General features: G+C 44.1%; 12 protein-coding genes. 11 read left to right on the top strand and 1 reads right to left on the bottom strand.

What is annotated here, in order from left to right:
• The first annotated feature begins 1,461 nt into the window (after positions 1–1,461).
• From F6J94_RS20810 to F6J94_RS20765, 10 genes are all read left to right on the top strand, one after another.
• Positions 1,462–1,620 (top strand): hypothetical protein, encoded by a 159-nt coding sequence (locus tag F6J94_RS20810; protein ID WP_158069656.1) that lies wholly within the window; start codon positions 1,462–1,464, stop codon positions 1,618–1,620.
• Between the two features lie 231 nt (positions 1,621–1,851).
• Positions 1,852–3,021, top strand: a complete 1,170-nt coding sequence (locus F6J94_RS20805) for a DegT/DnrJ/EryC1/StrS aminotransferase family protein (RefSeq protein ID WP_293043849.1) — start codon at positions 1,852–1,854, stop codon at positions 3,019–3,021.
• 3 nt (positions 3,022–3,024) lie between these two features.
• Positions 3,025–3,924, top strand: coding sequence for a cyanoexosortase B (crtB, locus tag F6J94_RS20800; RefSeq protein ID WP_293043847.1), 900 nt, complete (start codon positions 3,025–3,027; stop codon positions 3,922–3,924).
• A 126-nt stretch (positions 3,925–4,050) separates the two neighbouring features.
• Positions 4,051–4,881 (top strand): cyanoexosortase B system-associated protein, encoded by an 831-nt coding sequence (locus tag F6J94_RS20795; RefSeq protein ID WP_293043845.1) that lies wholly within the window; start codon positions 4,051–4,053, stop codon positions 4,879–4,881.
• A 223-nt stretch (positions 4,882–5,104) separates the two neighbouring features.
• A complete protein-coding gene (locus F6J94_RS20790) occupies positions 5,105–6,469 on the top strand; it encodes a polysaccharide biosynthesis/export family protein (protein ID WP_293043843.1) in 1,365 nt (454 codons plus the stop codon).
• A 619-nt stretch (positions 6,470–7,088) separates the two neighbouring features.
• Positions 7,089–9,254, top strand: coding sequence for a tyrosine-protein kinase domain-containing protein (locus F6J94_RS20785; RefSeq protein ID WP_293043841.1), 2,166 nt, complete (start codon positions 7,089–7,091; stop codon positions 9,252–9,254).
• 14 nt (positions 9,255–9,268) lie between these two features.
• Complete coding sequence (locus F6J94_RS20780; protein WP_293043839.1) at positions 9,269–9,502, top strand: hypothetical protein; 234 nt, start codon at positions 9,269–9,271, stop codon at positions 9,500–9,502.
• Positions 9,503–9,594: 92 nt separating this feature from the next.
• On the top strand, positions 9,595–10,626 hold the full coding sequence (locus F6J94_RS20775) for a glycosyltransferase (protein WP_293043837.1): 1,032 nt from the start codon (positions 9,595–9,597) through the stop codon (positions 10,624–10,626).
• 93 nt (positions 10,627–10,719) lie between these two features.
• Positions 10,720–10,842 (top strand): hypothetical protein, encoded by a 123-nt coding sequence (locus F6J94_RS20770; protein ID WP_293026682.1) that lies wholly within the window; start codon positions 10,720–10,722, stop codon positions 10,840–10,842.
• 143 nt (positions 10,843–10,985) lie between these two features.
• Positions 10,986–11,141 carry a hypothetical protein gene (locus F6J94_RS20765; RefSeq protein ID WP_293043835.1) on the top strand — a complete coding sequence of 52 codons (156 nt, stop codon included), beginning with the start codon at positions 10,986–10,988 and terminating at the stop codon, positions 11,139–11,141.
• Here F6J94_RS20765 and F6J94_RS20760 read toward each other — a convergent pair.
• Entirely contained in the window at positions 11,114–11,662 is a 549-nt protein-coding gene (locus F6J94_RS20760; RefSeq protein ID WP_293043833.1) for a hypothetical protein, read from the bottom strand. The two genes, F6J94_RS20765 and F6J94_RS20760, sit on opposite strands and share 28 nt — an antisense overlap.
• 190 nt (positions 11,663–11,852) lie before the next feature.
• On the opposite strand from F6J94_RS20760, the gene F6J94_RS20755 reads away from it, so the two are divergent.
• Positions 11,853–12,008, top strand: a complete 156-nt coding sequence (locus tag F6J94_RS20755; RefSeq protein ID WP_293030026.1) for a hypothetical protein — start codon at positions 11,853–11,855, stop codon at positions 12,006–12,008.
• Positions 12,009–12,109 lie beyond the last annotated feature (101 nt).

Genomic DNA, 12,109 nt, shown 5'->3' with positions numbered 1-12,109 from the left:
CGCTTAGGCGCTCTTATCTCTAAGAATACAGACAGAAAAACTAAATTATTATGACCTTCTTTAGCAGGCAATAATTAATCCTCAGGCTTAGGATAGCTCCTGCTGATCATTCCCTTTTATTGGTTCTATTCATATAGGTATCAAAACTATCAGACTCACTGGTTGGACTCCTGCTCCCATCTTAGCCATCGTCAATTTTATAATATAAATACTTGATATGCTACCTTCTTTATTATTGATGATAACTTTGGTCAAAATACCATTCCATAACGATGGAAATTTGCGCTAAATAAAAAACAATGAAGCCAATATTTATTTAAATAAATTACTCTCTGGATACTTTAAGGGATTAACTGCACTGACCACTAGATTCGTAGGCAGATACATAAACGATGTAAATAGATTCATAAATGGCACTCCTGCTGTTATTTTAGATACTTTTTTAAGTGTTGATGTTTTCCTAGCGATGCATCGCTATATTATAAGGGTATATATTTTATATATAGTTATAAATGAGTTGTGAACGGAAAACTAGCTGAAAGTCTTATTTCAAGAGGGTGCTTTGTTCACAAATCAAATGGAAACTATATAAGACCATAGGCAAAAATTGAGTCGAGCTATGTTACCATGCCCAACTACCTGTTTTTCTAAAGGAACTAACGGAAAGCTTATCAGAAACAGCTATTAATTTTCAATTATATAATTTTAAAGATTGTGTGAAGTAAATGTGAAAATATAGACTTATTATAACACTCTATAGGGAAATCGGAAATCCTTACCTAGCTAGGAGCTAGTTTTGGTAAATAATACTGGATTAATCAGCTATAGAATTTATAAGCTGTTGAGGAAAAAATGAGCACGGATTCTTTGAAGGCTTTTGCCCTGCTCTAACGGTGTTTGAAAATTAACAGTGTTGCCGAATTACCTCCAAACTTCAGCAAAGCGATGCAGCGTGGTCTTGGGGAGCCAATGCGGTCTTGGGGGGAACCCCCATGAGCAACTGGCATGGAAACCCCCACTCGCGCTTTGCATGGCTGACAGGGGGTTATAAACCTGGATTTGGAATCAGGCTATCAAGGAAAGGGCTCTCCTAACTATCTTGACTTAAGTGGTTAGCCCAAAATAAAAAATCAGTAAAGACTTTGTGAATAAATTTGTGAATAAATGGTAAAGAAAAGGGGGAGATAAGACCCAGTAAGGCTTACAAAAATAAGCGATCGCAACAGCACGGTGCTTAGTCCAACGTTACCGCAGGGGATACTCACCACACTCCGTACTCAGCATTCCTTCAGTACTAAGTTTGGTAAACCAGAGGAATTCAGAACCCTAAAATCTTACCCAATTACCCCTAAAGTAAAGGAAAAGCCCACTTTTGGGTAAGATGTTTGATGGTTTTTGGTGATGATGTGTGATGCCGCGATGGTTTTGGGAACGCTGTAATTGTAATCAAGAACGGTAGGGATGGGTAAACCGGGGATGGGACAATGGCGGACAAACAAAACTCTTAAGCTTAGACCTGATTGGCTGATCGCTTTATTTATAGCACTACGCATTCAGATGTTTGACATTCCTAAACTCCGAAACGTAAGTAATCGCTTACTTCTGACTTCTGACTTCTGACTTCTGACGCTAAGCGTAGCGCTATATATACCATTTTCCGAGAGTCAGTGAACTTCTGCTATGGTCAAAGCCCCAATTCCTCACTCCTACCAGTGGCTAAAACTTTACCAAATCTTGACAGTTATAGTGTGTTAACTCATCTAGATTCAACATACATTCAAGAAGAGAAGAATGATGTGAATCTGTGCTGTTAATACCGATACAGTGTACTATCAATTCCTATACAAATAGATGAGTTACCAAGTTCCGGTCAAAGTTCCTTTCGTTTCACTAGCTCAACAACACCGACCTATTCAAACTGAGCTAGACCAGGCAATTCAAGCTGTAGTGCAGCAGGGAGATTTTGTTCTTGGTAAAGCCTTGATGAATTTTGAGACAGCATTTGCGGCTGCTTGTGGTGTCGAATACGGTATCGGAGTGGGATCTGGGACCGATGCGATCGCACTCGGATTACAAGCCTGTGGCATTAGTGCTGGGGATGAAGTGATTTGTCCTGCTAACACCTTTATCGCTACAGTGATGGGGATCATAGCTGCTGGTGCTACGCCAATTTTGGTGGATTGTAACCCCCGTACTGCCCTAATTGATCTCAATACTGCCAAACAAGCAATTACAGAGAAAACCAAGGCAATTGTCCCTGTGCATCTTTACGGTCAGATGGTATCCCCGAGTGAGTTAATCGCATTTGCTGATGCCCACAACTTACTGATTTTTGAAGACGCAGCACAAGCTCACTTAGCAAAGCGAGAGGGTTATTATGCTGGTTCTGTGGGCAAGGCGGCAGCATTTAGTTTCTACCCCAGTAAAAACTTGGGTGCCTTTGGTAACGGTGGCATGGTAATCACTAATGATGCTACGGTGGCAGAAAAAGTGCGATCGCTTCGTAATTACGGAGCACCTCGTAAATATTTTCATACCGACATCGGCAAAAATAGCCGTTTAGATACGTTACAAGCTGCTATCCTCAATGTCAAACTGCCTTATTTGACTGAGTGGAACCAGTCACGCTACTGGGCAGCTGGGCAGTACGACAATTTACTCAAGGCTTTGGAAGGTCAAGGGATTGTGCCCATAGAAAACCACAGCGGGCCAGGTCATGTCTACCACCTTTATGTGATTCGGGTAGGTAAACAATGTCCCTTTAACCGACAGACCATCCAGGATGCTCTGGCCTCAGTGGGAATTCAAACTGGTATTCATTATCCAATTCCTTGCCATCTCCAGCCAGCTTACAAGTACTTGGGATATCAAGCCGGTGACTTTCCCCATGCCGAAGCTCTGTGCAATGAGATTTTATCTCTACCAATTTATCCCAACTTGAGCAAGGAGCAGATTGAGCAGGTTGTTGATGGGTTAGCTAATTTATTAGGCGTGCTTGAGCCATTAGTTATTAATCATTAAACTATGCAAATTGGACGCAAAATTCCTATTGCCATTGATCGCTATCTACTGGACGGTTGTATCATCGCTTTACTAGTCATTATTTATGGTCCTGTGCTGATGCATTGGTATAATGGCTGGCTCAACAAAAGTATCAGCATTACCCATGAATACTTTAGCCATGGTTTGATTGGGCTACCGTTTGCTGCCCATATTGTTTGGACGAACCGACGACGGTGGCATAAGCTGACTGATACAGCCCATCCCTTTGGTGTAGTGTTACTGATAATTGGAGCAGTAAGCTATCTTAGCGGTCAATCAGAACTGGTAAATTTATCCTTTCCCATAGTTTTAGCTGGTCTTTGCCTATGGTTAAAAGGGATTCCTGGCTTTAAGCTGCAAAGTTTTCCCCTGCTGCTGGTGGTTTTGGCAACTCCAACAGCAGTTCCCTATTTAATTGAACCTTATATCTTGCCCCTACAACGCTTTATTGCTGCCATGGCTGCCTTTATTCTGACTCAGTTTGGCATAGATGTCACACTAGAAGGGATTAACTTGTTCGTAAGTGAACGAATTGTGGAGGTAGCGCCCCACTGTGCTGGTCTTAAGATGTTATTTACTTGCCTGTATGTGAGTTTGATGTTGCTTTACTGGAGTGGTGCTATTGAGTCACGCCTAAAGACTATTTGGCTGCTATCCGGTGCGGTGATTATAAGTGTTAGTGCTAATATTGTCCGCAATACTGTGCTGACCTTTTTCCATGGCAGTGGGCAAGATCAGGCATTTCATTGGCTCCATGAAAGCTGGGGCGGCGACCTGTATTCAGCGATGATGTTAGTGATGCTGGTTCTATTAATGAAGTTCATTGAAAAATACTTCCCCTCAGACCCTAACTTGACTCCCTTGGCTAACCATCAAGATTAAACGTTATATAGCAGTTCTCAATGGGGTGAGATAAAAACTCCTGGATTTTAGGGAGTAGGGAATAGGGAGTAGGGAGCAGGGGTAAGAAACTTGAAGGTACCTCATAAGTCTGAGAAAGGCTAGAGAATGATGAAATCAGTAAGTTTAATTAAGTTAATCCAGCCCTGGCAAATCTCCAGGGGAGTCTTACTGGTGTTGCTGTTAGTCTTGGTAATAATGGGAGCAGTACCGGGTTACTGGACAGGAAACTGGCCTTGGGCAAAACTGCCACCAGTGACTAACCTCCAAAAGATAAAAGCTATCCGCAAGACGGGAATAGAACTATCTGACTGGCAAACTGTTAAGCAACAAACCATCAGGATTGGCGGCCATAAATGGTCTTTGCAGTTCATAGAGCAGGATCAGCAAAAACCAGTGTGGTTATTTTTGCTTCCCCAAAATGGTCCTAAATCCCAGCCACAGGTGGAATGGGAAGATATTAGCGGATTTATGAGACAACGATTGGGACAATGGAAGACGGATTCTTATCGCCATATCAAGTTTGTGGTCAACGGATCTGATGTTGAGGGGAAGACCCAGGCTGATCCGACCATCACAACCCACCCCAAAAGCCACCCCAAAACCGTTGTTAACGCCCGTTTCTTTCGTGCCTGGAATCAGCGGCAAACCTTCGCTATAGTACAATGGTATGCCTGGCCAGAGGGTGGTAATCCTGCTCCTAGCCGTTGGTTCTGGGCTGATCAACTGGCTCAGTTACACCGCAAACGGGTGCCTTGGGTTGCGGTAAATATCCAAATTCCCATAGAACCTTTGGGTGATATTGAAAATTCTAGGCCAATAGCCGAATCTCTCAGTAAAATGGTTCAAACTGCTTTGATGAGCGATCCTTTTGCGGAGGAAGCTAGTAGTATACAAAGTATGAAGGATCAACAATCAAAGATCAAGGCTCAAGGATGAAGGATGAAGAATGAAGGCTCAAAGATGAAGGCTCAAGGATCAAGGATGAAATGGGTTTATTGCTGGAACACTTAGGGTTGACTAAAAAGTTTATCCACAACTAGAAGTTAAACCTCAGACTTGCCACTTCAGACTTGCCACTTCAGACTTGCCACTTCAGACTTTCTACTTCCCACTTCAGACTTGAGATTTCAGGCTTGAGATGATACGTGACCATTGGAAAATGACAACTGACACCCACAGGTTTGGCAACCAAGTTCTGAATTTATCTTTCTTTGGGGGTACCGTCTTATTCTGGCTGGTTAGTTCTGGAGTCTGGGTTAGCCCTGGTTTGGCTAAGCATGTCGGAAATTTACCGACATCGGTTCCAAATCTTGGGGATGGGATTAGCGATCGCGCTCAGTTGCCTACGTTTAGTTCCATTGAACCGGAAACAACGGAAACAGTTGAATCAGGGGAAAGGGAAACGACTGAACAGGAAAGCTCTGAGACCACCCCTGAGACCACCCCTGAGACCATAGAGGTAACGGAAACGTTGCCACCGCCACCACCGTTGAGCAACCCTGAACCCGTCTCAGAGGAGAATCGACTGGAACAGTTGGAGGAAATGTTACCTCCTTTGGGCTACCCAGAGACTCTGTCACAGGTGAGTCCATCTGATGAATTTAATCGCCACTACCTAGGGCGAGAAGATGTAATCGCAGTGAGTGTGACAAACTTTCCGAATCTGGCTTTTCAAAGTGCTATTGATTCTGACGGAAATATTGTGGTACCGCTGTTCGGTAAGCTACGAGTGGTGGGACTTACTCTAGAGGCGGCTCAAGATTTAATTCAAAAGGTCTTAAATGAATTTGTGATTGATCCTGAAGTAGTTGTGAGCCTACTGAGTACACCGGCTGTTCAGATTACGGTGAGTGGTGAGGTGTTTCGACCAGGCTATTACCCCCTCCCAGCAGGAACTCAACCGAATCAAGCCCTTACTGCTGCGGGTGGTACGACTACGATTGCTGATTTGCGGACTATTTTGATTCGTCGTAAGTCGGTGGTGAATAATTCCATCATTGAGCGAGAAATTGACTTGCTGACACCGCTGCAAAATGGGACAACTCCATCGGAATTGAACCTCCGGGATGGGGATGCTATTATTGTGCGAAAGTTGGAGGTGGGTAATACTACCGATTATGATAGGCAGCTGGTAGCTCGTTCTAATCTAGCTCAACAACAAATCAGCGTTCGAGTGTTGAGCTATCCTAATGGCACAATTGGCAACTTGACATTAGCTAATGGTAGTACGTTTATTGATGCCTTAACAGCAATTTCTCCTAACCCAGATGATGCTGATTTGGATAGCATTGCCTTAATTCGTTTTGATCCAGAACAGGGCAAAGCGGTGACTCAAAAACTAGACGGGGAAAAGCTACTAAAGGGTGATGTTTCCCAAAACGTACCACTTCAAGATGAAGATGTGATCGTGGTGGGTCGAAGTCTTATTGCTAAGATTTCTGCCGCTCTGAGTGTAGTGACTCGACCCTTCAACGATTTTCTGGGATTCCGGAGGTTTTTTGAGGAAATACCAGAACTGTTTTGATAAGGTTGGGGTATGACGGGAGCAGAAATCGATGGAAGCTCTCCCCTGGTGGGTTAGCTTTTCCATCGACAGCACAAAAATCTCCGGATACCTTAATGAATGGACAGAAAACTCCAGTACCTGTCTCGGTTTGTAACTGGTGCTCCGAGTCCCTGTTGACTCAGCGGTAAAAATAGGAATAGGCTACAGGATTTTTCGATCACAAAAATCAAAAAACGCGGAATCCCCGTCTTTTTAAAGCGGGGAGGAAGCGTAATAGCGCGCTTTTAGCCGTCAACTATAATTAAAGAAGACTGAAATAGGCAAAGGCACTCTTAACTTCAGAGTAACGGCTAGGCCAGTAAGTCAGTGTCGGCGAGTGATGCGCAAAACGAAGTATTGGGGCTGTCCGAGAATTGACTCGGTTGTAGAAGCTACGAATGCGAGCAATCCCTCGCATTCGTAGAGTAAGCCAGCCTGGAGGTTCGGCGGTTGACCCTTGGATTCGATTAATTTGGAGTCTAGGCGCGTCAAGTATGCTAGGGCTACTGAAAACCAACGTTCTGAAGTCTGGGCGAAAGCCCCCGTGCTTCAGCCGGGGGTAAGCTTACTGCTGCCTTAACAATAGCGAAAATTACTTATGACTCCCCCTTTTGTCACACGTTACCTGATTGCTCTCAATCAGCATAAGTTAATCGGCTTTGCCACGTTTTTCCTGATTACTGGCATATCGGGGATTGTGGCTATACAGCCAACGCCAGCTCCTATTTATCGAGCTGAAGGTCGTTTGATATATACCACTCCTGTTAAGGTATTTTCCCAGACAGGGGTAGAGATTTCAGAACAAGGTAAACAATTGCTGACACAGGGAACGCTGCTGGCAGACAATGTGGTTAAGGAAGTAGCAGCTGGGATGCAAGTCAGCTCCAAAGACATTGTTAAAAATACACAGGTGAAATTGCCAAAAGAAGGAGCACAATTTATTTCGGTAATCTATAGGGATAAGAATAAGGAAATTTCTGCAGCCATCGTTGACATGCTGATGAAGAAAATGGTGGAACAGAGCCGTTTTATCAACACATCACAACTAAGACGGATTATTGAAGTGATAGAAGAACGTTTACCTAAGGCGGAGGCGGAACTAAGGGAAGCGGAACAAAAACTGGAACAGTATGACCGCCTACAAGGACCAGCTTTATTTGCTGCTAAAGATGGCACCTTAGTGGGTGGGATTACTGGTAGCCAACAGCAACAACGTAGTCTGGAGATACAGCTAGAGGGGGTTGAGGCTCAATATTCTAGCCTAATCGAACGGCTAGGTTTGACCCCTGACCAAGCCTATACGTCTTCTGCCCTCAGTGCTGACCCGATCATTGCTAGTCTGCGAGCTCAGATTCTGGATACTGAGACACAGATGGAACTGCTAAAGGGGCAGTTGCGTCCGCAACATCCAACTATGATTGAGTTGCGCAAACAGCAACAGACTTATGAGACCTTACTTCAGGCACGTGGGGCTGAAGTTCTCGGTGGTAATGGGTTTACCTCTCCATTGCCCAGTCAAATCCGCCAAGACAGTACCCTGGACCCAGCACGGCAGGCACTGGCTAATCAGTTGGTAGCTCTGCAAACCCAGCGGGAATCACTTCAACGGCAGTTGGCAGCTACCCAAAAAACGGAACAGGAACTAAGACAGCAATATCAGCAGCTGCCCAATAAGCAGCTGGAGCGAGGGCGACTGGCTCAGCAAGTTGCTTTTAAGCAGGAATTTTACAATAAGTTGCAGGTAGCATTAGCAGATAGCAAAATAGCAGAGGCGGAGACTGAGAGTAGTCTTGCGATCGCTGGAATTGCAGAACCGAAAGCAATAATGACCCAGACAGCAAGTAATCCGATCGTTACCTTGGCAATAGGTGGTGTAATCGGTATTGTAGTGGGTGCTGGTGTGATTCTGCTGCTATCAACCCTGGATAATACCTTATACACGCCAGAGGATGTTAAGCCCATACTTCGGGACAATGGTGTGCCATTACTGGGGGATTTACCGACAATCGGTCTCAAGTCCTACCGGGGTGAAGTTGCTATAATCACCCGACCAGAGGCTTTGGAGTTAGAGTTCTACGAACGGTTTCGCACTAATCTTCGTCTGCGGGAGGAACCTGCGGTAAAAGTGGTGTTGGTGACTAGTACAGCAGCGAATGAAGGAAAGACGATCGTGGCTTACAATTTAGCGATCGCATCTGCCCAAGCCGGTATGCGTACTCTGTTGGTAGAAGGGGATTTGCGATCGCATTCTGTAGCTCAATCTCAAGAAGTGATTCACCTGATGGACACTCCACTGGAACCTTTGCGCTTCTATGGCTCTAAGAGTGAATGTATTCATTTAGCCCAAGATTTTGAAAATCTCTCGATTCTCCCTAGTCTCGGTCCCTTGCGCAAAGCTGCAGGGATCCTAGAATCGAGTGAAATGAAGCATTTGCTGGAAGATGCTCGTGGTCGCTTTGATTTTGTTGTGGTTGATTCCCCTAGTCTGTCCCGTTGTAATGATGCCCTATTACTACAACCATTTACTGATGGGATTGTGTTAGTTACTCGACCAGGCTATACCCAGGGAAGTATTTTATCTCAGGTGATCGAAGAGTTAGAGGAAAACGAGGTACTGTTGGGAGCAGTTATCAACGATATCAAGCAGCTACAACCCCCTGTTCCTGTGGATAGTGGCAGGGGGTATTCAGCGGTAGATACCCCTGTGGCTCAAACCCCAGCTGATCAGCATAAAGTTACTAGTGGAGTAGGGAGTAGGAAGTAGGGAAAGAGAGGGAAGTGTGGGAAGTGTGGGAGGTGTGGGGAGATGGGGAGATGGGGAGATGGGGAGATGGGGAGTCAGAGGTTTTAGGGAGTCGGGAAAGAGAGGGAAGTGTGGGAAGTGTGGGAGGTGTGGGGAGATGGGGAGATGGGGAGATGGGGAGATGGGGAGATGGGGAGATGGGGAGTCAGAATTACGATAAGAACGGCTATAATTATCCAGAATTTCTTGATTCAGTAATACTAAAGTAGTGGGCTTTTTTTGTTTGTAACTGATAGAATTGAACCAAATCATAACGTGGTTAATCTATCAGCTTATGGGTTTATCTAAGGTAACATTAATCGTGACTCAGAGGGAGCGGTTTAGTTTAACAAAGCCTTCCCTAGACAGTATTATTGCTGATTATTCCTCTTATCCGTTTGAGCTAATCTATGTAGATGGCAACGGTCCATCCCCAGTGCATGAGTATCTGCAACAGCAGGCAGATAAACACGAATTCATGAGTTTGATCCATCGCGGACGCTATTTGAGATCCAATGTTGCTCGTAACATAGCTCTACCGTTTGTTAAGGATGCGGATTACATTGTTTTTATTGACAATGATGTGATTGTAGAGCCTGGTTGGTTAAAAGGTTTGGTTGAGTGTGCTGAACAAGAGCAAGCTGGTATCGTTGCTCCCCTAATTTTACAAGGGCAACCAGGCTCCCCTGATATTGAGGTACATGTTGCTGGGATTAAAACCAAGTTTCACCAAAGAAAGCATGGTAAAAAGTGGTTTGAGCAAAAGCAGTTGCTCTATGGTACTCCATTACGGGATGTTGAGCAGGATTTAGATCGTACCCCAGTAGATTCTGTAGAGTTTCATTGTATCCTAGCTCGTCATTCTCTGATCAAGTCTATTGAACTGGATGAAGTCTTTGATAGCTTGGCGAGTCATACTGATTTATGTATGCAGGCAACGGATTTAGGCGAGACAATTTTCCTGGAACCAAAATCTAGAATCACTTTCCTCAATCCTCGACAGATCACTCGGTTTGACCAGGATGATGTGCCATTTTATGTATTTAAATGGAATGAACAGTCTGTACGAGATGTGTTCAATCGTCAAGTCAAAAAGTGGAATTTGGGGAAAGATGATCCTTCAATGTGGTCGATTTGGAAGTGGGTGATTGAGAATCGTCAACTCCCGGCTAAGTGGTCAACTCAAGAGGGGAGTTTCGAGAGAAAGTTATTGGAGTTCTGTCAGCGTCGCTGGTGTCCAAGTTGGCTCCGCACACTGTTAGAATCCTATGTGATTAAGCGCGCATTTCCTGAGACTGGGATTGCTGACAATTTAGTGGAAAATGTCAGCAGTAAACCTTCGGTGACTGTGTAGGGAAAAGGGAGTAGGGAGTAGGGAGTAGGGAGTAGGGAGTAGGGAGTAGGGAGTAGGGAGTAGAGATCCCCCCTCCCTTAATAAGATGGGGAGATGATTACTTTAAACCCCTTTGCCTATTGCCTATTGCCTATTGCCTTTTGCCTTAATTTGTGGCCAATACTATCAGATTCGGTAGAGATTGTATTGATGCAGTATCTACTTTTTTTTGATTAGTAAATCTGGGTTATAAATCTCCTTTAACTGAGCTGTGGCACCATTATGATTAATCCTATGGTGGGCAGTTCCTAGCAACCGGATGGCAAGGTTTGGGATCTGTCTGATGCACTGCACACCCTACATCTGTGGCACCATTATGATTGATCCGATGGTGGGCAGTGGCTAGCAACCGGATGGCAAGGTTTGGGATCTGTCTGATGCACTGCCCACCCTACAGGAAATTCCCACACTCCCGACTCTCGACTCCCGACTCCCGATTCCCGACCCCCTATCGACCTTTAGCTAAGTCAGCATAAATTATAATTTCTATGCCTAAGATTAGCAATAGGATAAGCTCAATAGCGCAGAGGATATGAACTATCCAGGGGAGATTAGTTCCGGAAAACCAGAAGGTAAATAAGGCGAGTAAACCTGAGCAAACAAAGGTGATTTCGTCAATAATTAATTGCTCTATTTTTCGTCTCTCTCGGCGTCGATCGCTTCTATGAGCGATTTCCCAGCCAAAGATAGACTCAAGGTCGGTATGGCCGGTCTGGGCTTTGATTTTTTCAGTTAGAGTTAAGCGAAGATACTTGCCAATGGCGGAAATCTTTTCATCATTGACTAAGTAAGTCCATCCTAGAATTAGACAAACCCAAGGAATTACTAGAAGGGCATAGGAATTAGTCTTATTGGAGAGGGCGAAGGAGAGAATACCACCAAAGATTCCTAGGGTTATATAAATCATCTGGTCTCGGAAGCCAATACGCTGGGCTTGCTCTTCTTTCAATTTTTCGTATTCGAGCATAAACACTTGGAGTATCTGTTGGTCGTCCATAGCCCTTTCGTTGTTGCTTAAGTTAGTTTGTTAATTTATACTTTAAATTATACTATAATTAGTTAAATGCTAATCATTTAAATTGCCGTTAGAGAATTTTTTAATGTTGGTAAATATGATAATTTAAGAGCACACAGCTAAAAAAAATAGCTACAATAAAGTAAATTAATTCAACTAACAGGTTCAACCTATGTCTTGTGCGGTTATCCTCATAGCAATTCAAGGTGAATACATGGCAGTACGTGCTCATCTCACTGACTTGAAGGAAGAGATGCACCCCAAAGGGAGTATTTATGAGAGGGGTAAATTCTCTAGTCATGGTAAGGAGTGGGAAGTGGGTGTATAGCAAAATCAAGGAAACCTTGCTTTTTATGACCAACCTTCAGGATGCTGACGACTCTCAAAACTTATAAACTAATTTAGTTTAAATTTAGTTTATAAGTTTTA

The sequence above is a fragment of the Moorena sp. SIO1F2 genome (assembly GCF_010672755.1).
In the GTDB taxonomy this organism is placed as follows: domain Bacteria; phylum Cyanobacteriota; class Cyanobacteriia; order Cyanobacteriales; family Coleofasciculaceae; genus Moorena.
This window is presented reverse-complemented; position numbering and strand designations above follow the sequence as displayed.

Excerpts from the sequence above, each read along its gene's own strand:
- F6J94_RS20810 (WP_158069656.1), top strand. The coding sequence starts at position 1,462 with ATGGGTAAACCGGGGATGGGACAATGGCGGACAAACAAAACTCTTAAG.
- F6J94_RS20805 (WP_293043849.1), top strand. The coding sequence starts at position 1,852 with ATGAGTTACCAAGTTCCGGTCAAAGTTCCTTTCGTTTCACTAGCTCAA.
- crtB (WP_293043847.1), top strand. The coding sequence starts at position 3,025 with ATGCAAATTGGACGCAAAATTCCTATTGCCATTGATCGCTATCTACTG.
- F6J94_RS20795 (WP_293043845.1), top strand. The coding sequence starts at position 4,051 with ATGATGAAATCAGTAAGTTTAATTAAGTTAATCCAGCCCTGGCAAATC.
- F6J94_RS20790 (WP_293043843.1), top strand. The coding sequence starts at position 5,105 with ATGACAACTGACACCCACAGGTTTGGCAACCAAGTTCTGAATTTATCT.
- F6J94_RS20785 (WP_293043841.1), top strand. The coding sequence starts at position 7,089 with ATGACTCCCCCTTTTGTCACACGTTACCTGATTGCTCTCAATCAGCAT.
- F6J94_RS20770 (WP_293026682.1), top strand. The coding sequence starts at position 10,720 with ATGATTACTTTAAACCCCTTTGCCTATTGCCTATTGCCTATTGCCTTT.
- F6J94_RS20760 (WP_293043833.1), bottom strand. The coding sequence starts at position 11,662 with ATGGACGACCAACAGATACTCCAAGTGTTTATGCTCGAATACGAAAAA.
- F6J94_RS20755 (WP_293030026.1), top strand. The coding sequence starts at position 11,853 with ATGTCTTGTGCGGTTATCCTCATAGCAATTCAAGGTGAATACATGGCA.